Raw genomic sequence first — 21,448 nt, forward strand, 5'->3', positions numbered from 1 at the left:
CAGATATGGTACTCGGCGCGAACGAGATTGTGATAGGCGAGTGATCGGAGATCGAGATAGTCGACCTGCCGGGTAACCAGAAGGATCGTTCAGGTCACCTGCTGGCGCATCGTGTCTTGGCTTTCATAAGCAAATACTTGCACCCCGGACCACCCTGTATATCGCAATACGTCCGAAAGGTTCGATCAGGCGGTGTTCCCGGAGCTTGAAGCCATCGCGGCGCTCGCACGCGCGTACGCCCATGGCCTTATCTGAAAACATCGGCAGCAAAGTAGCGATCGTAGCGAATGTGCTTTGTCTCAACCTGCAGAAAGTCCATGCTCTCGATAGGCATGACCGCGGGCCCGAAACAGGAGTGCTGCAGAAAATAAGAGAGATACGCTCGCAACGACCAATGCAAGTTCGAGCGGCCCAGCGACTTGGTGGCTGCGGAAGAAGTCGCTCAAGAGACCAATCGCAAAGGGTCCGCCGCCTTGCCCGAATATCACGGCCACCAGCAGCATGACCGCAGCCGCGAAAGCGCGAGACTGCGGGCCGCACCGTTCCTGGAAGAGGGCAATGGTGGGGGCATAGGTCGCGCCGGCCGCTAGGCCGAACAGGGTAAAGAAAGCGAGTGACAGGATGCGGCCGTCGACCAGAAAGGCTGCTACGGCGAAGATTCCGGACGCTAGAGCCAAAGCCCCGCAGAGGCCGAGGGCGGCCGCGATACTGCGCTGCATAATCCGTCCGACGACAACTCCCCCCACCAGGATGCCCAAGAATGCGCCGCCCGATGAACTGATCGAATAGGTAGAACCAACCTCGCGCAAGGTCATTCCGTGCACGCGCATGTAGAAAGTCGGTGCCCATTGCGCGAAGCCCGCATAGGCAAAGGCGGCAAGAGCGTACGAGATGGTGAGTGCGCGGCGCAGCGGATCGTCGCAGATCTCACGAGCGACCTGCGTCGGGGAGGGCGGCGGCTCTTCGCTCTTGCTTGCTGCCCTGGCAGGTTCCCGGACGGTCAAGGCGAAGAGAAGGGCAAGGATCAGCCCTGGCACCGCCATGATCGCCATAGTGTCGCGCCATCCATATTCCGAACCGAGCCAGCCACCCGCGGCGACCCCGGTTCCTATCCCCACCGTGGTGCCCCCGGAAAACAAGGCAAAGGCCGCAGTCCGCGTCCGGCCCGAAAAGGCTCCATGGATGAGCGCAAGCGACGCTGGACCGGCGCCTGACTCTCCGATGCCGAGTCCCAGGCGCACCGCGAACAACTGCCAGAAGGACCGGACATGAGCGGTGGCGAAGCACATGAGACTCCAGCAGGCAACGGCCGCGACTAGAACGCGGCCGTGACCGAAGCGGTCGGCCAGCCGCGCCAGAATGAGGCCGGTCACGCCATATGTCAGCGCGAAGGCGAGACCGGTGATCGCGCCAATTTGCGTGTCGGACAAATCGAGGTCATGCTGGATCGCCGGGGCCAGGACCGAGACCAGCGTGCGGTCCGCATAATTGATGATGTTAATTGCGACCAGAAGCGCGAGAACCCAGCCGTTACCCAGCGGGCTCAGCCGTCCGGACGCGGCTCTGGCAAGTGCGGATGTCGTCAAGCGACATCAACCGGGCAGCACGGCGCGCGCGTCGAAGGGAGGCGGCACCGACAGGCGGCGCGGCAGGCGCAGGCATGTGCGGGCGCCGCCCCGCGGAACCGGATGCGATCAGCCATGGTTGAACCAGATGGTCTGCCGGCGCTGGTAAGCCTCCAAACCCGCAAGTCCGCCCTCGACACCCAAACCCGACATTCGCGCTGGCTCGCCTGAATATGCGTGACCCGGGCCGAAGCTTGCGACCGCTTCGGCATTCACGACGGTAATGGCTGTGCGCATTGCGTGGGCCAGCCGAAAGCTTCGTGCCATGTCGGCGCTCCAGATATAGGCGGCAAGGCCATAATCGCTGTCATTCGCAAGCCGGATGGCCTCGTCCTCATTGGCGAACGTCAGCACCGCCACGACGGGTCCGAAGATTTCCTCGCGGACCACCGGGTTGTCGGGCGCGAGATTGTGAAGGATGGTCGGTTCGATGTAGTAGCCCCCGCTCTCGCCGAGCAGCTTGCGGCCGCCATAGGCAAGCCGGTCCGGCACGGCCGTGGCATTCTCGATATAGCTCGCGACCTTGTCGAACTGCGCCTTGGAGACAAGGGGGCCGTAGCTCGTGTCGGCCGACTGGGGGTCGCCCGGTTGGATGCCCGCGAGCAGAGGCCGAACGCGATCGATCAGCGCATCCTTCATTGTGTTCTGCACTAGGATACGCGATCCGAAACTGCACACCTGCCCCTGGTTGAACAGGATCGAGCGTGCGATCTGAGCGGCCACGGCGTCGATGTCGATGCCGTCATCGAAGACGATTTGCGGCGATTTCCCGCCGCACTCGGCGCCAACCACCTTCATGTTCGAGGCCCCGGCATATTGCATGATCCGCTTGCCGACCGCCGTCGATCCGGTGAAAGTGACCATGTCGACATCCATATGTTCCGCGAGCGCGCGGCCGACGATGTCGCCGCGGCCCGGGACGACGTTCAGCACACCTGGCGGCAGTCCGGCATCGAGCGCGAGCCGCGCAAGCAGAAGAGCCGACTGCGACGACAGTTCGGACGGCTTCAGAACCACGCTGTTGCCCGCCGCGAGCGCAGGCCCGAGTTTGATCACGCAATTATAAGTCGGGAAATTCCATGGCACGATTGCTGCCACGACGCCGCGCGGGCCGCGAGGCTGGATGACCGTCGAGAGGCTATCGCTGCTGAGAACATCGCCGAGGATCTTGTCGAGGGCTTCTGCATTGAAATTCATGAGCGCTGCAGCGCTCGCGGCGCTGAAGCCGGCCTGTGCGACCGGCTTTCCCATCTCGAGTGCGTCGAGAGCGTCGAGACGCGCCGCATGTTCGGCGATAAGATCTGCCCAGCGGGAGAGCACGGCCTTCTTCTCGTGCGGTGCCGCGCGGCGCCAGCTACCCTTTTCGAAGCTGCGGCGGGCCGCGGCGACGGCGGCATCGACGTCAGCTGCCGCGCCGCAGCCGATCTCGAGCAGGGCGTCGCCATTGGACGGATCATGCGTCACGAAATGGTCTGCCGAGCCCGAGGCGAGGGGCAGCCCATCCACGAACGGCATTACCGGCGGGAGATCCTTAGCGGTGAGCCGGTTCGGCGTAACCGTCGGTGCCTGATTCATATATTCCTTCTTCCCTGGAAGCGCTTTAGCTCCGTCGTCGATATGACGACGGGGCGGAAAATTCGGCCCATCACCGCCCTTTGAAGTTGCCGCGCGCTCATTTCACGCCGCGAACATGTCGGTGGCTCGCACGAGCTCGTTTGTAATTCCGGGCTCTGAAAATACATGCCCGGCCCCCTCGACGATCCTCAGCGTCGATTGAGGCCAGCTCTGGTGCAGTTTCCATGCATTCCCGGGCGCGCAGCAAATATCGTAGCGACCATGCACGATAACGCCTGGAATGCCGGCCAGCCGGCTCGCCTCGCGCAGCAGCTGCTCCGGCTCGAACCAGCAATCGTTCGCAAAAAAATGCGTCTCGATCCGCGCGACTGCGATCGCGTTTCGCGCTTCCGCAGACTGGCGTTCGCGCTCGGTGTCGGGAAGCAGCGAGACGGTTGCCGCTTCCCACCGGCTCCAGGCGCGGGCAACCTCGAGCGGCACGCTGTCGACCGGGCCGCTCAGGCGTCGATAATAAGCCGCGATGAGATCCTCCTCGCCAGGGGTATCGACCGCGCGCCGGAACTTCGCCCATTCCTCGGGAAAAATCTCCGAGGCGCCGAAACGATAGAACCAGTCGATGCTGGCCCGGTCGCCAAGAAATATGCCGCGCAGAACAAGCGCGCTCACATGTTCCGGGTAACGTTCCGCATAGGCAATCGCCAGCGTCGAGCCCCAGGATCCGCCGAATACGAGCCACTGTTCTATGCCGAGATGCGCGCGAAGTCTCTCGATGTCCGTGACGAGATGCCAGGTGCTGTTGTTCTCGATCGATGCGTGCGGGACGGAGCGGCCGCATCCGCGTTGGTCGAAAAGCAGCACATCATATCGGGCCGGATCGAACAGGCGGCGATGCGCAGGCGCGATGCCGGCCCCAGGGCCGCCGTGCAGAAAGACCGCCGGTTTGGCGCCCGGCGTGCCGCAGCGCTCATAATAGAGGCTATGGCCGTCGCCGACATCGAAATGCCCGCTTTCATAGGGCTCGACCTCGGGATAGAGCCTCCGCAGCACGTCACTGCTCATGCTGCGCTCCGGGCGGGGTGACCAGCTTCGACAGTCTCATCACCGAGGAGTTGTCGTGCCAATTTCGTCCCGATCATCATGCAGGCAGCGTTGGTGTTGCCGCTGATCAGGTCCGGAAAAATCGAGGCATCGGCGACCCAGATATTCGCTGCGCCTTTGAGCTTCAGGTCCGGCGCGACCACCGCCCCGGGATCGCTCCCCATCCGGCAGGTTCCCGAGATGTGATAGGCGATCTCGCAATTGTTGCGGATGTGCTCGTGTAGCGCAGCGTCGCTTTCTATCTGGAGGCCCGGGGCCACTTCGCGCGCGACGAGCGACGCCATCGGCTCCGCTGCCATGATTTTGCGGGCAATCCGGATGCCGGCCGCGAGTGCATTCACGTCGCGTTGGCCGCCGCCCAGGAGGTTCGGGCGGATAAGCGGTGCCACGTCGGGATCCTTGGACGCCAGCCGGAGTTCGCCACGTCCCGCCGGATGACTGAGGTTGGCATATATCGTGAGTGACGGCGTCTTCAGAAGCGGCGCCTGGTTCTTGACGGGATCGAGAATTCCGATCGGCAGGAAGTGGAACTGGATGTCGGGCGCTGTGACCCCGCCTCCGCTCTTCGTGAAGCCGGTCGCCTCGAAGACGCTCGCCAGCATCCCCTCCCGGTGCAGGGCGAAGTCGAGCAGCTCGCGAAGATATTGCCCGACACCTCGCGGCGTGCGCGAAGGAACCCGTGTTTCATAAACGAGCCGGACGAGTGGGTGCTCGATGAGATTCTTGCCGACCTCCGGTGACGCGATGGTTGTGTCGATTCCGAGTGCCGCAAGTTCCCCCGGGTCGCCGACCCCGGAGCGCAGCAAAAGCGTCGGCGTGCCGACAGCGCCGGCGCTCAGGATGAACCTGTCGGCGCTCACGAGCGTGTCGACACCGCCCTTTGAGCAGACAAGATGGGTCGCGCGCCCGTCCTTGAAGAGAAGCTGCTTCGCGTCGCAATTGTCCCACAGAGTGAAGTTGCCCCGCTTGCGAATATCTTTGAGGAACGCGTCTGCAGCGCTGTGCCTCAGGCCTTTGCGCTGCGAGAGCTGCGCCAGCCCGAACCCTTCCTGCGTCTCGCCGTTATAATCTTCGTTAAGGGGATAGCCCGCGCCGGCTGCTGCCTCGAGAAATGCGCGCGTCAACCGGTGCGGCCGAGCTACGGTGCGGACATTCAGCGGGCCGGAGTGCCCGCGGGCGGTGCCGGGCCGATCGCTCGTCTCCATCGCGCGGAAGTGCGGGGCCACATCTTCCCAACCCCATCCCGGATTCTGCATCTCCGCCCAGCGATCATAGTCACTGGCCGCCCCGCGGACGAACATCATCCCGTTGATGCCGCTGCTGCCTCCGACAATGCGCCCGCGGGCCCAGCCTTCGCGCCGCCCGGCACGGCTAGCGTCGGGCTCCGAGGTGAAGCCCCAATCGAACCGCGCGCCCGCTTTTTTTACGAAAGCAGGGACCTTCGTCTCGAGCGTGCGGACGTCGGGCCCGGCCTCGAGAAGAAGGATGTTGCAGGACGAGCCCGACGCGAGGCCGCGTGCGACCGCGCAGCCCGCCGATCCGCCGCCGATCACCACATAGTCGAAATGTTGGGTGGCGGTCATCGAACTTCCCTCGCTGCCGACGAATGGACATGTACGAAACGCATATCGCCCGTGCCGCCACACAAGAAGGTAAAGCGGGATGCGTGCCGAGCGCCGCCCGAATCCCGAACGTAGGTCGTGCCCGACGCGAGACACAGGTCGGCGGCCAGATGCCGGTAATGATCAACCTCGAACGCGATCTCGCCAATACCCGCGTCATACATCGCCGTAATCGCCGCCAGATATGTTTCGCGGTCGACCGTTTCTTCGCCGACAACAGCCCGGAAGTCGTCGCTGTAATAGCGCGCCATGTCCGTCCGCTTCCGGTCGAAATCTTCGCCGAAGCGGCGAAGCAGTTCGTCGACGCGGTCGATCCGGGCTGGCAGCTGTGTTTCGCGAGGCATCATGCTCCGGCCCTGTTCGCCATGTCCTCGAAACGACGGGCGATGCCAGCGAGCCACGACGCTTCGGCGGCATCCAGCATGCCTTCGTAACCGGCAACGAGACCATTATGATAGTCGGAGAGCCATCGAGCCTCGTGGGGATCGAGCAAGTTGGCGTCGATCAGCTGCGGATCGATTGGTAACATCGAAAGCGTCTCGAATTCGAGAAATCCCTCATGCGCCGATGGGACCGCGAGGATGTGGCTCTCGATGCGGACACCGAAATCCCCCTTAAGATAATAGCCTGGTTCGTTCGACAGGATCTGTCCTGAGAGAATGGGGGCGACCGAATAATGGTCGATCTCGCGGCGGATGTGGGGAACCTCGTGGATATTGAGGAAGTTGCCGACGCCATGCCCGGTTCCGTGGCCATAATCCAAGCCGTGCTGCCACAGATATTGGCGGGCAAAGCTGTCAAGCTGGGTCGAGGCAATTCCCTCGGGGAAGCGGGCGCGGCTGAGCGCCATCCATCCTTTGACCGCGAGAGTATGGGCAAGAACATGGCGGCTTTCGGGCGTGCCAATGGCGAAGCAAACCGTATTGTCCGTGGAGCAACCCAGATATTGTCCGCCAGAGTCCATCCAGAAGATCGGATGATCATTGAGGACCCGGTTCGTCTCCTTCGTCGGGACGTAGTGAGGAAGCGCCGAATTGGGACCGCTCGCGCTGAGATTGCTCATCGAAGGGCCAAGATAGCGCTCATTCTCCGCACGCAGTTCGGTAAGTCGCTGTGCAGCCTCGAGCTCGGTCACTATGCCTTTGGCCGTGGCCGTCGGCAGCCATGCGAGGAAGCGGACGACAGCGGCACCGTCGATCCGGTGTCCCTCACGCGCGGCGGTGATCTCGTTGGGATGCTTGATACCTCGGTAGCGCACGACGGACGCATCGTCCTCGATTGCGCCCGCTTCGCGGATAATCTTTGCATGATGGTAGTTGGTGCGCCTGAGGTTCGCCGCAACCGTCTTGCCTGCTGCAAGCGATGCGAGCGTGGCGTCAAACCGGCCAGGCTCGCATATCAATACAACGCCTTCGAGCGCGTCGAGCAGTTCGGGAGCGAGGCGGTCGCGATCAACGAACCAGCACACTTCGCCCTCGGCGGGGAGCAGGACGCGTGACAGCGGGGCGGGCACACGGAAACTGGAGATCGGGTTGCTGAAATCTCCCCGGTCCAGCGTGTCTATGCTGTCGGTCGATCGGATGTTGAGAAGCCATGCGACATCCTCCGGATCCGCGACGATGAACAGATCGCGGCCGCGTTCGATCAGCTGCTGCCGCAGCAACGTGAACTTCTCCTCACGCGCCAAGCCTGCATATTGAACGTCATAGTCGAAAACCGACGACCGGCTCGGGGTGGGCCGACTCGTGGTCCAGATCGCATCGACGAGGTTGGAGGGTGTGGCTGCAATCTTGAATCCGGCCGCTTCAGCGCCCTCCATAAGCTGCTGAAGTTCGGCGACGCTGTGCAGCCGCGTATCGACCATCAGCGTGTCGCCAGGCTGCAGCGTCCTGCGCAGCCATTCGAGTCGGGCCGGGTTGCCGAAGCCGCAGACGTCGAAGCGCGCCGTGTCCACCTGGCGCGCCGCCTGCTCCGTGTATCGGCCGTCCACGAAAATCGCCGCCCGGTCGCGCGCGACGATGACCGAAGCTATCGATCCGGAGAAGCCGGTGATCCATGGCAGTCGCCGGTCGGCAGGTTGCGTATACTCGCTAAGATATTCGTCTGACGAGGGGATCAGCAGCGCGGCGCAATCTGCGGCGGCGAGTCTTTGCTGCAAAATGTCGAGATTGGACATCGTCGCTCCTTGATATTCGTCCCTGGGATACGGCCGGAGCAGCTTGGCGCCTCTCCGGCCGAGATGCTCAGAAGCTCTGGTCGATCGAAACGCCGACCGTGAAGGGCTGGACGGGGGCAAAGAGCGGGCGCGACCGGTCGGTCAGGAAGGCCAGGCCGGCGTAGGACCGGTCGTTCAGCAAATTTTTCACATAGACCCGCACCGCGGTCTTCCCGAATTCCACGCCGCCATAAATGTCGACGACGTTCTGCGCGCCCATACGGTACGGGCTTCCGGTCCCGGCGAGCTGCGCATTGACCGCGTCCTTGTACCGATAGGCAATGCCCCCGATCAGTTTCGCATCGTCACCAATCTCACGTTGATAGTCCGCCATGATGGCGCCGGCCCAGGGAGCCGAGTTGGGAAGCCTGTCCCCGTCCTTGCCGCCGACCCCGGGTGCGTCCGCTGTGAGTTTGGCATCGGTATATGTGATGAAGCCGCTGAGCTTCAGCCCGTTCGTAAAGGCATAGGCTGCATTGAGCTCTACACCTTGGCTGCGGGCGGTATCGCCGTTGCCGGGATAGCTGAAGCCTTGCGCATTCGTTACGCGTAGCTGGATATCGGTCCAGTCGATGTAGAAGGCCGAAAGTTCAAACTGGAGGCGGCGATCCAGAAACATTCCCTTGATGCCGAGCTCGTAATTGGTGAGCCGGTCCGGATCATAGGTGGGGGGCACGCCGAGTAGCGGATTGCCGCAGGTGTCGCAGCCGCCGCCGGGTCGGTAGCCGGTGGCGATGCGACCATAGATCATAGCGTCGGGCTGGAAATGATAGCGCGCATTGACCATCCAGGTCGTGACGCCATCCCAGGGACGCGACTGGCACGCGAACACGCCGCCGTTGCCATAGATACCGGTAAAGCCGGAGTCGCAGCCCTTTGTGCGGTTCTCGCCATAGCGGATGCCGCCGCTGACATCGAAAGCATCACTGAAGCGATAGGTCGCGTTGGTAAAGGCGCCCCATTCGGTGTATTTGTTGCGAGAACCCGGCGTCGTTCCGAGCAGCAGGATATTATTCGGAGCGGCGAGGGGAACGCCATAGTCCGAAAAGGCTCGGAAATCATTGTACTCGCTCGGGCTCTCACGCGTGAAGAATCCCCCGACCATCCACGAGAAATTCCGCGTATCGTCCGAGGCAAGCCGCGTCTCCTGGGTGAGCTTTCTCAAGCGATTGGTGAAGCGGTAGGGGATGAGCGCAGTCGGAACACTCGGCACATAGGCGATCCCCGAGAGGTCGAGAACCTGATCATATTTCATGCGCGCATAGCTCGTCGAACTCGTGAGCGTCGCGAAATCAAGATCCCAGTTGACCCGCAGCGCGTAGCTTACGGCATCCTGGCCGTAGGTCTCGGCGAACTTCGTCGAGCGTATATAGCGTCCGAACGCAGGGCGGCCGGTCTGCCCGTCGAGGGTGATCGAATTATTGTCGTCCGAACGAATGCGCTGGAGAAGAACCGAGGCTTCGATATCGAGCGTGTCGGTGGGCACGAAGAGCAGGCTGGCACGGCCTCCCTTGGTCCGTGTCGAGTTTGAGTTGTTCCGGTCGATGCCGATATTGTCGACATAGCCGGCCGTCTCGCGATTGTAGGCACTCAGCCGAAGACCGAGACGATCCTGGACAAGCGGCACGTTGACCGCGGCGCGCACACCCCAGTCGAGCCCTCCCGATGATGCGACATGCGTGAGGTCGCCGCCCGCGCGGACCTCGACCTCGTTGAGATCGGGGCGCTTGAGGCTGTATTTGAGAATCCCGCCCATGGCATTCGCACCGTAGAGCGTGCCTTGCGGCCCCCGCAGAACCTCCACCTTGTCGACGTCATAGGGCATGAGATCGAGCGTGTAAGCGCCGCCTCGCGCCCCGCCGAAGCCGCCTGCGGACGCGCCTGTCGGTTGATCGTCGATATAGGTGACGACGAGCGGCGCGTTGAAGCTGTTGCTTGAACTCGTCGAGAGCCCACGGATCGTCACCGTATTGACGCCTGGCGCGCCGCCGTTGGTGATCGCGACCCCCGGAACATAAGCGGCGATATCCGCGAGCGATGACGCACCCCGGTTGGCGAGATCTTCGGACTGGATCACCGACATGGCGAGGGGCACCTCGGTCAGCTTCTCCGAGCGCTTCTGGGCCGTAACCACGATATCCCCAGGCAGCGAGGCTCCGGACTGATATTCGGGTTCGTTTCCTGTTTCGGCAACGGTGTCCGGTTGTGCAAGGGCGGCCGCCGGCAACAGCGCCGCAGCGAGCGCAAATGTCGACATCTTGAGGCGTGCGCGAAACTCCCGAATTCCGTTTGCCGCGCCGGCGTCCGTGCAGCCTGTCCGCAAAATCGCGTTATGCTCGAGTCCCATGTTCAACCCCTTCACCCATATGGTCCATTGCTTCATTTCGAAGCCCACAGGTATCGCGATTGCGGGAAATCTCTTGGCATGACGTTCGCCAGATTGGGCCGCCCGTACTTTTAACGGGCATTCCTCCTGTGCCGCTTTCATTCTGACACCGCCCGGTGCTAGGCTGGCGGCGACGGTTTCCTGTCGAACCCGCCTGGCTTTTTGGTGCACGGCTTATGGAACTAACCGATTATCAGACGTTGATTGACCCGTCGAAGACCTACGGCGGTGTTCATTCCAGCGCGGACATCTACACCGATGGTAACGGTGTACACTATCGTTCCGACCCACTCGACAGCGATCCGGCCGGCCGATTTTTCCATGAAGCGGTCCGCATTTCGGACCACGCGTTTCTGCTGCTGACCGAACTCGCACCCTCCGAAGCGAAGACCTATTCGCAGATCGTCGAGGGCGCTGACTGGCTGCATATCCAGTTTCGTTTTCTTGGCACGGGACGCGAGGAAATCGCGGAAAGATACAGTGTCGAGACGCCAGAGCGCTCCTGCCTCGTTTCGCGTTATCCCGAAGGATCGATCGTCAATCGCGAAATCGAGAAGGCCACAACATGGAAATACGCTTGTCTCTATCTGCGTCCCGAAACCTTTACGGATATCCTCGACGTTGACGCGAGCGAACTGCCTGAAGCCGCCAATTGGCTCGCCGATAGCGCTGCCTCTGACTTCCGCTGTGACCAACTGCCCTTGACGTCGCTCATGACGGCGCCGCTCGGCGACATTTTCTCGTGCGATTTTCGCGGGCCGATTCGCCGCGCTTATATGCGAGCCAAATATCTCGAGATATTGGCGACGCTCGTCCATACGCTCGACCGCACGGGTAACCGGCAAGCGGACGAGCAGGTCAAACTAAGCTCGTCGGACCTCATCAAGCTCGCGGCCGCTCGGGACATCATGAACGAGGATTTGGAGAATCCGATTTCGCTCGCGGCCCTTGCTCGCCGCGTCGGGCTAAATCGCACCAAACTGGCAACCGGCTTTAAATCGAGGTTCGGCAGTAGCGTACATGCACATTGGCGCGATATTCGTCTCGCGCGGGCGAGAGAGATGCTGCAGTCAGGGGAGATGAGCGTTACCGAGGCGGCGCTAAGCGTCGGCTATGCAGATATTTCCGCCTTCACGCGTGCCTTCACGAACAAGTTCGGAAGCCGGCCCAAGACCTTCAAACCTGGCGCGGCGTAGATAACATTTCTAACCTGTGCGAGCCTTGGCTCGCCGTGCGGTGCAATCAATCTGCGCTCGGCAGGTCCATTCGCCTGGCCATCGGGACGTTCGTTTCCGGGTAGCTCTCGCTGCGGCCTTCTTCCCGCTCTGATCTTCCATCCTTGCATCCTCGCGTATGATCGAGCGCCATCGTCGCGGCTCATCTCGTCATGTCATCGCCCGCTGATGGTCGACGGAGTTACCGGTCGCGCTTTGAGTCCATGCCAGGTTGGAAGACTAACGTTCAAGGCGGATTTGATATTTATATTTGCATAATTGACTCTTTTATCAAATAGCGCGATCAGCGAAGGCGAATGGAGAGCTTTCATGAGTCTGGCTATTAACGACAACGCTCGGGTCGCCATTGTAGGAGCAGGCGCCGCAGGCCTGATGGCGGGTGTCCTGCTGCGTCTCCGAGGCGTCGAATTCGACATGTTCGATGACGGCGACGGGCCCTGTCGGCTTCCTCAGGCGCATGTGGTCAACACGCGAACAAGCGAGATCCTGCGCGAAGTGGGCGTTTTCGAGGAAATGCGCAGCCTCGCTACCCCGATCGAGAAAACCAAATCGATCGAGTGGGCCGAGTCGCTCGCCGGCCGCCGGTTCGGGAAGCTGGATCTCGTGAAAGATGAAGAGGCCCTGCAGGCACGGATAGCGGCGAGCGCTGTGCATCCCCTCAACCTGGGCCAGAACAGGTTTGAAGAGGTCGTCGTCCGCCGCCTCGAGGCCTTGGGCGGCCGTGTGAGTTATGGGCATTCGATCGTTCGCGCGGCCATCGAGGAGGGCGGAGCTGTCCTGTCGATCAGCAATACTGATGGAATGGTTTCGGAGCGGCGATACGACTATGTGCTGGCATGCGATGGCGCCAGGAGCATCGTGAGATCATCGCTTGGAATAGATATGATCGGGCCGCCATCCCTGGCCCGCTACGCCTCCGCCTATTTTACGGCAGACCTGTCGGACTTGGAGCCGCGAGTGGGCGGGCAGGTGACGTTCATAGGCGGCGCCGATGTGCGCGGCGTCATCATCGGCTTCGACATTCAGACGACATGGGCCTTGATGTGCGTCATTCCTCCGGACCTGACAGCTGACGATTTCGGTCCCGACGTCATGCTGGAGCTGATCCATCGGGCCATCGGTGATCGGACGGTTGCGGTGCAGCTCGATGGCGTCGGATCCTGGAACATGAGCGCGCAGATTGCCGAAACATTCCGGTCCGGCCCGTTTTTTCTGGTCGGGGACGCAGCGCATCGCTTTCCGCCAACGGGCGGTCTCGGTTTGAACACCGGCGTGCAGGATGCGCATAATCTTGCCTGGAAGCTGGCCCTTGTTCTGGAAGGCCGGGCGCACCCCGCCATCCTGGACAGCTATGCGAACGAGCGCATGCCCGTGGCGAAGGCCAATTGCGATCATAGCGTCACCAACGCGATGAGAATGGCCGAGGTCGATGCGATCCTGGGCGTCCCGTTTCTCGCGCCGGTCGAACCGACTGTGGTGCAGCGGCCCGAGGGCTCCTTGCCGCACCTTGGCATCGACGGAGACGACGACGCAGCGGACGACAAGCGCGCGGTGCTGGCCGATACGATCGAACAGCAACGGCCTCACTTCGATTCCTTGATGCACGAGCTCGGATATATCTACGACGCGTCCGAAATCTACGCCGTGGGCGCTCACGACTTCCGCCCAAGCGTGACGGTCGGCGGGCGATTGCCGCATGCATTGATCGAGGTAGATGGGTCGTCCGTCGGCGTGCACGACCTTTTTGCGAGCCGCGACGCCTTCCTGCTGGCCGGCAAGGATGTGGATCTCGTGAAGCTCCCGCCTCTCCCAGGCGTCGGCGTCCATCGGTTTGCCGCTGAGAACGGGATCGTGGCCCCTGAAGGCCTCGTGCTCGTCCGGCCGGACGGCCATGTTTCCTGGGTTGGAGACCAGCAGAGGATCGAGGCGCTGCCATCGGCGTTGGCGCGCCTGTTCCATACCGATATTCGGAACGCAGCATAGTAGGCCGAAGGATCATCAGATGACGAAATCAGTCGCCCCCAAAGCTCGCCGGCCGCGCCGGAACCCCGCGGGTTCCTCGACAAATGCGCGCGATGACGTGCTCGAGGCGGCGTTGAAGCTGTTCGCAAGAGACACGTTCGAGGGGGCGTCGCTTCAGGAGATCGCGAACGGCGCGGACATCGGTCAGCCGCTGGTCCATTATCATTTCGGATCGAAAGACAATCTCTGGCGCGCGGCGGTCGAATATGCGCTGACGGACTATAAGAAATTCTTCGGCTTCCTGAGCAGGACGACGATCGATCTCGAGCCTACCGACGCGCTGCGGGTCTTTTTCCGAGGCTTTTTGCAGTTTTCGGCGGAGCGGCCCGAGCATGTCATGATCATTCTCAACGAGCTGCGGGCGCCCGGCGAACGTTTTGACTGGCTCGTCACGACATTTGTCAAACCCTTCCACGGCCACCTCGACGATCTCCTGTCACGAGCTGCAGAAGAAGGTCGGATCGTCGCAATACCTCCGGCGCATCTAACGCCGACGATCATCTTCGCCTTTTCTCATTTCTACGCGCTTCGGCCGCTTATCCAGACGCTCTACGACATTGATCCGCGGGACGAAGCGGTGGCGAACAGGCACGCTGATTACATGATCAACCTGCTCTTCAATGGATTGAACGGCGCGCTCATCCCGAAGTCCCAGATGCCCGATCCCGGGTGAGCCCGCGGGTGAGAGTGTGGAATCCGAGCGCCGCCGCAAGGCCCGCTTCAACATGGATCGGTCGATGAAAACTCTTGCTATGGTTGCCGCGGGCCTGCTCGCGATGAATCCGCTGCCCGCATTCGCAAAGGGGCAACCCAATTTCGTGATCATCGTCGCCGACGATCTCGGTTTCTCCGACATCGGCGCTTTTGGGGGCGAGATCCGCACCCCCAACCTCGATGCGCTGGCGAAGGCCGGATCGCTCCTTACAAATTTTCACGCCGCCCCGACCTGCTCGCCAACGCGTGCGATGCTCCTGTCGGGCACCGATAATCACACCGCAGGGGTCGGCGCGATGGCGGAAAGCCGCCTTGAGGCGGGCGGAGACAAGGGGACGGTGCAATGGGGATATGAGGGCGTAATCACCCGGCGCGTCGCGACGCTGGCCGAGCGTCTTCGGGAAGGGGGATATCACACAATCCTCAGCGGCAAATGGCATCTGGGATTGGCGCCCGAGCAGAACCCTGCGACCCGGGGCTTCATGACCTCTTTCGCGCTGCTTCAGGGCGCCAGCAACCATTTTGGCGGACCGATGGGCCCTGCCGACAATCCGAACATGCGGGCGACCTTCACGCACGACGGGAATGAGGTGAGCGTACCTGCGGATTTTTATTCCTCGGATTATTTCACGACCCAGCTGCTTCGCCAGATTGACGCACGGCCGAAGACCAAGCCCTTCTTCGCTTATCTCGCCTTTACCGCGCCCCATTCCCCGCTTCAGGCCCCGAAGGAGGATATCGCGCGATACGCTGGCCGGTACGACGCCGGATGGGCCGTGCTGCGCGAGGAGCGCCTCCGCCGCATGCGGCGGCTCGGTATCATCGAAGCCGGCGTCATCCCGGCGCCCATCGAAGGATATGCCGAAGCCTGGAACAGGCTCACGCCCGTGCAAAAGCGGGTCGAAGCGCGGAAGATGGAGATCTTCGCGGCGATGGTCGACCGGATGGACCGGAACGTCGGCCGCCTCGTCGATCATCTGAAGCGAAACGGGGAATTCGAGAACAGCATTTTCGTCTTTGTTTCGGATAATGGTCCGGCTGCAGAAGGGGCCGAGCATTATGGCCGACTGCCCGGGATGGCTGCCGTTATCGCTGCGAGCGACACGCGCTACGACGCAATGGGAAGCAAGTCGTCGATGGTGTTTCTAGGGCCCTACTGGGCGCAGGCGGCATCGGCCCCCTATCGGCTTTTCAAGGGGGTAACGAGCGAAGGCGGAACACGCGTCCCGGCCTTCATCACCATTCCGGGACGCCGACCGATAAAGGCTCATGGCGCGGCTTTCGCCAGCATCATGGATATCGCGCCGACGCTGCTCGATGCCGCCTCGCTTCCCGTCAAACCAGTTGTCGAGGGACGGGAGGTCGCCGCTGTCAGAGGGCGATCCATTCTTCCTTATCTGACGGACATGAGCCGGTCTGTTCATCCGGACGACGAGGCGATCACGATCGAATTGCACGGGCATCGGGCTGTCCGGCAGGGGCCGTGGAAGCTTCTCCTCTTAAACCGTCCCTTCGGCGATGGCGCCTGGGCCCTCTATAATCTGGCAAGCGACCCCGCCGAGCAGCATGACCTGTCCGCGCAATTGCCCGATCGGAGACGCTCGATGATCGAGGCGTGGAACAAATTTGCGGCGGAGACGAGGGTCGCCGATTGAAAGGATCAGCCCTGGTTCCGGACAGAGCGGTCAGGGCTGGCCGCCTCGAAGTCGTGGATATGGGCACCTTGCTTCGCGGCGGTCCGCAGCTGATCGAGCCGGGTAATCATCATGCTGTTCCCCGCTGACGTGATCCATCCCCTGTCCTGAAAGCTCTTCAATATGCGGTTGGCGGTCTGGCGCGCGATGCCGACCATCGCCGCGAGCTCGGATTGGGAAATTCGGGTCGGAAGCAGGATGCCGCGCTCGGTCGGGACGCCAAAACCGTCGGCCATCTCGACCAGCCTCTGGGCCAGCCGATATTCCCCCTCGTCGAGCAGCGCGCCGGCGTAATAGTCGCTGAGGAGCCGCATATGCCGCGACAGCAGACGCAGAAGCGCATCGTTGATTTGCGGATGGTCCGTGCGGAGCCGGTCGATTGTGGCACGATCGAACACCTGAAGCTCGACGGTATCGAACGCTTCGGCGGTCTGCGGGCGGGGCTCGCCGTCGACCACGCTGCTTGTCCCAAAGCAGTCGCCGGGGCTGAAGAACAGGTAGAGGAGGTCCCGTCCGTCGGCATTCATCACCGACAGGCGGATCGAGCCCGAGACAAGACGAAACATCTCGTCGCCCTCGCCGCCCTGCTCATAGATGATGCCGCCTGCGGCAACCTTCCGCGTTCGAGCCGACGCGAGAAGCGCGGCGCTCGTCTTTTCGGGAAGCCACTGGAACAGGTCGAAAAGCGACATCGTCAAAGCATCGTGGAGGGTGGTGTCCGGGTCAAGCCGGATATGCGGCGCTGTCGCCCACATGACAGCGCGCTGCTCAGAACGGGCTAAACTCGCGCTCGAGAGGAGAGTTTCATGATCGGTACCGCAATATCTCTGGACGATAAATGGACGGTCACACGGGGCCGCATCCTGATCAACGGCACGCAGGCCCTGGTTCGGGTGCTACTCGACCAGGCGCAGCTAGACCAGCGCGCCGGAATGACCACTGCGGGTTACATCAGCGGGTATCGCGGCTCGCCGCTCGGCAATGTCGACACCACACTCTGGTCGGTGTCGCAGCGGCTCGAGGCTGCGAACGTCAAATTCCATCCCGGCGTCAATGAAGACCTGGCCGCAACCGCGGTCGCCGGCACGCAGCAATTGGATCAATTTCCCGAGCCGCGCTACGAAGGCGTGTTTGCCGCCTGGTACGGCAAGGGGCCGGGCGTCGACCGCGCCGGCGATGCCTTCAAACATGGTCACTACGCCGGAGCGAGCGCCAAGGGCGGCGTCGTGCTTTTCTATGGCGACGATCATGCCGGCAAGTCATCGACGGTCTCGCACCAGAGCGAGCAGGCTGTCGCAGCCAATGCGATCCCGTCCTTCTATCCTGCCGATCCGGGCGAAATTCTGCATTATGGCCTGATGGCGCTGGCCTTGTCTCGCCATTCGGGGCTGTGGGCTGCCGTCAAATGCGTCACCGAAGTCGTCGAACAAACGGCGTCGGTCGATGTCGACCTCGACGCCTTTGCGCCCGCCCTACCAGCCGTCAGCGACGTGCCGCCGGAAGGGCTCCACGCTGCGGTGCGGCCCTACAATCCGCTGCGGGCGGAGCAGATCGTTACCGATCACCGCCTGCCGCTTGTCATTCCCTTCGTCCGGGCGAATGGCATCGACCGGGTCGTCTTTCGCGCCGCCTCGCCGCGGCTTGCAATCGTCAGTGCAGGCAAAAGTTACGGCGATGCTCGCCAGGCGCTTTCGCTGCTGGGCCTCGACGAACGAGGCGCGGCGGAGCTGGGCATCTCGCTCTACAAGGCGGGCTGTATCTGGCCGCTCGACACCGAAAGCGTCGCGGACTTTGCGCGCGATCATGACGTCCTGCTGGTGATCGAGGAAAAGAAGAGCTTCATGGAAGCACAGATCGCCTCGGCCCTCGTTCGCGATCGTCATTCACCGATCCTCGTCGGCAAGCTCGACGAAGATGGCGCCGTCCTCCTTTCGTCCGTCCTGCCGCTCGAACCCGCCGATCTGGCTCGCGTCATTTCGGATCGCTTGTCGCGGCTCGGACTTGCGGCACCGCTGATGCCGGCACCAGCGACCGCGGACTTGCAGAATGGGCCCGGCGGGGAACTGCGGCGAAGCCCGTTTTTCTGCTCGGGCTGCCCGCATAACCGGTCGACCAAGATTCCCGAAGGCAGCGTGTCGCTGACGGGCATCGGATGCCACACGATGGCGAACTTCGTCGCGCCTTCAAAAGCGATGCTTCCGATGCAGATGGGCGCGGAGGGCACGAACTGGATGGGCATCGCGCCCTTCACGGGCACCCGGCATGTTTTTCAGAATATGGGCGATGGGACCTATTATCACTCCGGACTGCTGGCCATCCGCGCCGCGATCGCATCGGGCGTGAATATCACCTACAAGATCCTTTATAATGACGCGGTCGCGATGACGGGCGGACAACCGGTGGACGGGCCTCTGTCGGTCGCGGACATTGCCCAGCAGGTGCGTCATGAGGGAGCAAAGCGGATCGTCGTGCTCAGCGACAATCCCGATCACCATAAACGCAACGGGATCTTTCCTGACGATGTGACGATCGGGCATCGCGACGATCTCGACACCGTCCAGAAGCAACTGCGCGAAACGCCCGGCTGTACGGTGCTGATCTACGAACAGACCTGCGCGGCCGAGAAGCGGCGGCGGCGCAAGCGCGGATCATTCCCGGACCCCGCCAAGCGGATGTATATCGCTGAGGATGTATGTGAGGGATGCGGGGACTGCTCGGTCCAGTCGACATGCGTCAGCATCATGCCGAAGGATACGGCTCTCGGACGCAAGCGCGAGATCGATCAGTCGAGCTGCAACAAGGATTACAGCTGTGCCGATGGCTTCTGCCCATCCTTCATCACGGTCCGCGGTGCAGAGCCCCGCAAGACCAGGGGCATCAACATCGACGAGGCGCTGTTTGCCGATCTCCCGGACCCGGCACGCGCTGCAGGGGATTGCAACCTGATGGTCGCAGGCATCGGGGGGACCGGCGTGATCACGGTGGGCGCCCTGATCGGCATGGCGGCACATCTTGATGGCCGCGCCGCGTCGCTGTTCGATATGACCGGACTGGCCCAGAAGAACGGCGCGGTCTTCAGCCACATCCGCATCGCGTCCAACCCGTCGGGCATCCACACGCAGCGCCTGGGCCATGGAGAGGCAGACCTGTTGCTCGCCTTCGACATGGTCGCGGCCCTTTCTCCCGAGGCCGCCTCGACGCTTTCGCGCACGCGGACCCATGCGCTCGCAAATCACGCCGTCGCCCCGACGGTCGCGTTCCAGTTCGACCGCGAGGCCTTGCCCGAGCGGGAAGGTCTCGAGGCGAGGCTTGAAACCAGGGTGAGCAAGGATCGGCTGGTTTTTATCGACGTATCGGCCTTGGCGCTCGGCTTGCTCGGCGACACCATCGCCGCCAATCTGATGATGGTGGGAATGGCCGCTCAGCTGGGGCGTTTGCCGGTCAGCATCGCGGCGCTGGAACGGGCGATCGAACTGAACGGCGTGGCGGTCCAGTTGAACCTGAAAGCCTTCCGCCTTGGCCGGCTCTACATCGCCGACCGCGACAAGATATGGGCCATGCTCCCTGGCACCGATGGGCGACCTCGGATGCCGGCCACCCTTGAGGAGGTGGTGGAGCACCGGGCGGCCTATCTGACGCAATATCAGGATGCGGCCTTGTCCGATCAATTTCGTGCCAAGGTCAAAGCCGTCGAAGAGGCAGAGCGAAAGGCCGACCGCGCCTCGACGGCATTGGCGCTCGTCTTTGCCCGGAACTACGCCAGGCTTCTAGCCGTCAAGGATGAATATGAGGTGGCACGGATGCTCAGCAATCCCGCTTTGCACGCCCGTCTCGCGGACACGTTCGAAGATGGCGCCAGGCTCAGCTTCAATATGGCGCCGCCAATCCTTCCCGGACGGGCGCCAAATGGCCGGCCCCGCAAGCGGGAGTTTCCCGTGAAGCCGACCTTGCCGCTCCTCAGAGGTCTCGCCGCAATGAAATGGCTTCGCCGATCGAAACTCGATCCGCTGCGATTGTTCGAGGAGCGGCGAAACGAGCGCCGTATGATCCGTGATTATGAGATGCTCGTCGATCGGTTGCTGCCGCAGCTTACGGCCGGCAATCTCCAGTCTGCCGCCGCATTGCTCGACAGGATTTCGTCGGTTCGCGGCTATGGTCCGGTGAAGGAAGCGGCGAGGCAAATTTACGTGCGCGAGGTCGAAGACGCGGAGCGGCAGTTCGGGCAAGCCGCCAACGCCGGTCGCTAGCGCTGCTGGATTTGATCCGCGAAGCCGCGCCTTATGATGCCCCGAAGCCAAACTATATCCGCATCCTCCTCGCGATGCCGGTTCCAGAACGACCATATTTCGAGCTCGGGGATATCGATCGGGCAAGGGAGAATCACCAGATCGGACCGCCTCGTCGCGAGGTCGGCGACACTTTGCGGAACCAGAACGATGAGGTCGGACGCGGCCGCAACGAGCGGCAGCACGGTGATGTCGGAGCTCAGTAGCCGGTCGAACTGATTGAGGCGCTGCGCTTCCATATAGCCATGCTCGACGCTTCCGGGCGTGTCGAGGTTCAGAAAGAAGCTCGCATGCGGCATCGTCAGATAGGCTTCGCGGGTCAGACCCTGGTTTAGAACCGGGTGCCTGTCGTTCACGAGGCACACGAACCGCTCCGTATAAAGATGCTCGCCGCCGCACTCCTGGGCGGGATCATCAAGACTGAGGCCAAGCGATGCGAGGACCTGGGGAGGCCCGATCAGGACGTCGATCCTGTCCGTCCTGAGATCGTGCGGCGTCAAGGCCGAGCCCCCGATGAATTGCACGCTAATGTGAGGAGCCTCGTCTGCTAGCAGTTTGGCGAGCGGCGGCATCAGGATCGCCGATATGTTGCTCGCCGCCACGATCCGAAAACTGCGAGGCGAATGCTCCGGGGCAAACACATCGGTTTCGATGACACGCGAGAGTGCGGTCAATGTTTCACCCAGCGGATCGAGCAGAGCGGTTGCGCGCGGCGTGAGGCGGAGCGAGCGGCCATCCCTGATGACGAGGCGGTCGTCGAAATGCTGCCGGAGCCGCCGCAAATTGTTGCTCACCGCAGCTTGCGTGAGGTGCAGTTCTTCGGCTGCCCGGGTAACGCTGCGATACCGCAGGACGGCGTAGAGCGTCTTGAGCAAATTCAGGTTCAGAGTCTGCAGATTGCGGGGAAGCGATGACATTCCGGTACCCTATCAGCGCTTACATATATCACATATAAAAATGTAATCCTTCACAAATG

14 protein-coding genes are annotated in these 21,448 nt (G+C 62.2%); 5 read left to right on the forward strand and 9 right to left on the reverse strand.

The genetic code is table 11. The features are described 5' to 3' along the window. Positions 1–299 precede the first annotated feature (299 nt). From ASD67_RS17045 to ASD67_RS17075, 7 genes are all read right to left on the reverse strand, one after another. Positions 300–1,586, reverse strand: coding sequence for an MFS transporter (locus ASD67_RS17045; protein ID WP_056349863.1), 1,287 nt, complete (start codon positions 1,584–1,586; stop codon positions 300–302). A gap of 108 nt (positions 1,587–1,694) precedes the next feature. Next, positions 1,695–3,200 (reverse strand): aldehyde dehydrogenase family protein, encoded by a 1,506-nt coding sequence (locus ASD67_RS17050; RefSeq protein ID WP_082545129.1) that lies wholly within the window; start codon positions 3,198–3,200, stop codon positions 1,695–1,697. 102 nt (positions 3,201–3,302) lie between these two features. Further along, positions 3,303–4,259, reverse strand: a complete 957-nt coding sequence (gene pip / locus ASD67_RS17055; RefSeq protein ID WP_056349867.1) for a prolyl aminopeptidase — start codon at positions 4,257–4,259, stop codon at positions 3,303–3,305. After that, the gene (locus ASD67_RS17060) at positions 4,256–5,881 is read right to left on the reverse strand and encodes a GMC family oxidoreductase (protein ID WP_056349869.1); all 1,626 of its coding nucleotides are present in this window, start codon (positions 5,879–5,881) and stop codon (positions 4,256–4,258) included. The genes pip and ASD67_RS17060 overlap by 4 nt, the downstream gene beginning before the upstream one ends. Then, the gene (locus ASD67_RS17065) at positions 5,878–6,267 is read right to left on the reverse strand and encodes a hypothetical protein (RefSeq protein WP_056349871.1); all 390 of its coding nucleotides are present in this window, start codon (positions 6,265–6,267) and stop codon (positions 5,878–5,880) included. The genes ASD67_RS17060 and ASD67_RS17065 overlap by 4 nt, the downstream gene beginning before the upstream one ends. Further along, the gene (locus ASD67_RS17070) at positions 6,264–8,096 is read right to left on the reverse strand and encodes an aminopeptidase P family protein (RefSeq protein WP_056349873.1); all 1,833 of its coding nucleotides are present in this window, start codon (positions 8,094–8,096) and stop codon (positions 6,264–6,266) included. The genes ASD67_RS17065 and ASD67_RS17070 overlap by 4 nt, the downstream gene beginning before the upstream one ends. A gap of 67 nt (positions 8,097–8,163) precedes the next feature. Further along, positions 8,164–10,623, reverse strand: a complete 2,460-nt coding sequence (locus ASD67_RS17075) for a TonB-dependent receptor (RefSeq protein WP_082545130.1) — start codon at positions 10,621–10,623, stop codon at positions 8,164–8,166. Positions 10,624–10,697: 74 nt separating this feature from the next. Between ASD67_RS17075 and ASD67_RS17080 the strand changes: the two genes are divergently transcribed. The 4 genes from ASD67_RS17080 (at position 10,698) to ASD67_RS17095 (ending at position 16,147) form a co-directional block, all read left to right on the forward strand. Then, a complete protein-coding gene (locus ASD67_RS17080; RefSeq protein WP_056349877.1) occupies positions 10,698–11,717 on the forward strand; it encodes a helix-turn-helix domain-containing protein in 1,020 nt (339 codons plus the stop codon). 348 nt (positions 11,718–12,065) lie between these two features. Continuing rightward, entirely contained in the window at positions 12,066–13,739 is a 1,674-nt protein-coding gene (locus ASD67_RS17085; RefSeq protein ID WP_056349879.1) for an FAD-dependent monooxygenase, read from the forward strand. A gap of 19 nt (positions 13,740–13,758) precedes the next feature. After that, on the forward strand, positions 13,759–14,451 hold the full coding sequence (locus ASD67_RS17090; protein WP_056349881.1) for a TetR/AcrR family transcriptional regulator: 693 nt from the start codon (positions 13,759–13,761) through the stop codon (positions 14,449–14,451). A 16-nt stretch (positions 14,452–14,467) separates the two neighbouring features. After that, entirely contained in the window at positions 14,468–16,147 is a 1,680-nt protein-coding gene (locus ASD67_RS17095; RefSeq protein WP_235535712.1) for an arylsulfatase, read from the forward strand. Positions 16,148–16,152: 5 nt separating this feature from the next. Here ASD67_RS17095 and ASD67_RS17100 read toward each other — a convergent pair whose 3' ends face one another. Next, positions 16,153–16,878 (reverse strand): Crp/Fnr family transcriptional regulator, encoded by a 726-nt coding sequence (locus ASD67_RS17100; protein WP_162248602.1) that lies wholly within the window; start codon positions 16,876–16,878, stop codon positions 16,153–16,155. A gap of 114 nt (positions 16,879–16,992) precedes the next feature. Here ASD67_RS17100 and ASD67_RS17105 point away from each other — a divergent pair, with 114 nt between their 5' ends. Continuing rightward, positions 16,993–20,433 (forward strand): indolepyruvate ferredoxin oxidoreductase family protein, encoded by a 3,441-nt coding sequence (locus ASD67_RS17105; protein WP_056349889.1) that lies wholly within the window; start codon positions 16,993–16,995, stop codon positions 20,431–20,433. On the opposite strand, the gene ASD67_RS17110 is transcribed toward ASD67_RS17105, so the two are convergent. After that, positions 20,430–21,389, reverse strand: coding sequence for a LysR family transcriptional regulator (locus tag ASD67_RS17110; RefSeq protein ID WP_056349891.1), 960 nt, complete (start codon positions 21,387–21,389; stop codon positions 20,430–20,432). The two genes, ASD67_RS17105 and ASD67_RS17110, sit on opposite strands and share 4 nt — an antisense overlap. Positions 21,390–21,448: the final 59 nt, after the last annotated feature.

The sequence above is a fragment of the Sphingopyxis sp. Root1497 genome (assembly GCF_001427085.1).
Lineage (GTDB): Bacteria > Pseudomonadota > Alphaproteobacteria > Sphingomonadales > Sphingomonadaceae > Sphingopyxis.

What these genes read in the sequence shown, in the direction of transcription:
- ASD67_RS17050 (WP_082545129.1), bottom strand. Translation starts at nt 3,200, where the DNA reads ATGAATCAGGCACCGACGGTTACGCCGAACCGGCTCACCGCTAAGGAT.
- pip (WP_056349867.1), bottom strand. Translation starts at nt 4,259, where the DNA reads ATGAGCAGTGACGTGCTGCGGAGGCTCTATCCCGAGGTCGAGCCCTAT.
- ASD67_RS17060 (WP_056349869.1), bottom strand. Translation starts at nt 5,881, where the DNA reads ATGACCGCCACCCAACATTTCGACTATGTGGTGATCGGCGGCGGATCG.
- ASD67_RS17065 (WP_056349871.1), bottom strand. Translation starts at nt 6,267, where the DNA reads ATGATGCCTCGCGAAACACAGCTGCCAGCCCGGATCGACCGCGTCGAC.
- ASD67_RS17070 (WP_056349873.1), bottom strand. Translation starts at nt 8,096, where the DNA reads ATGTCCAATCTCGACATTTTGCAGCAAAGACTCGCCGCCGCAGATTGC.
- ASD67_RS17075 (WP_082545130.1), bottom strand. Translation starts at nt 10,623, where the DNA reads ATGAAAGCGGCACAGGAGGAATGCCCGTTAAAAGTACGGGCGGCCCAA.
- ASD67_RS17080 (WP_056349877.1), top strand. Translation starts at nt 10,698, where the DNA reads ATGGAACTAACCGATTATCAGACGTTGATTGACCCGTCGAAGACCTAC.
- ASD67_RS17085 (WP_056349879.1), top strand. Translation starts at nt 12,066, where the DNA reads ATGAGTCTGGCTATTAACGACAACGCTCGGGTCGCCATTGTAGGAGCA.
- ASD67_RS17090 (WP_056349881.1), top strand. Translation starts at nt 13,759, where the DNA reads ATGACGAAATCAGTCGCCCCCAAAGCTCGCCGGCCGCGCCGGAACCCC.
- ASD67_RS17100 (WP_162248602.1), bottom strand. Translation starts at nt 16,878, where the DNA reads ATGTCGCTTTTCGACCTGTTCCAGTGGCTTCCCGAAAAGACGAGCGCC.
- ASD67_RS17105 (WP_056349889.1), top strand. Translation starts at nt 16,993, where the DNA reads ATGATCGGTACCGCAATATCTCTGGACGATAAATGGACGGTCACACGG.
- ASD67_RS17110 (WP_056349891.1), bottom strand. Translation starts at nt 21,389, where the DNA reads ATGTCATCGCTTCCCCGCAATCTGCAGACTCTGAACCTGAATTTGCTC.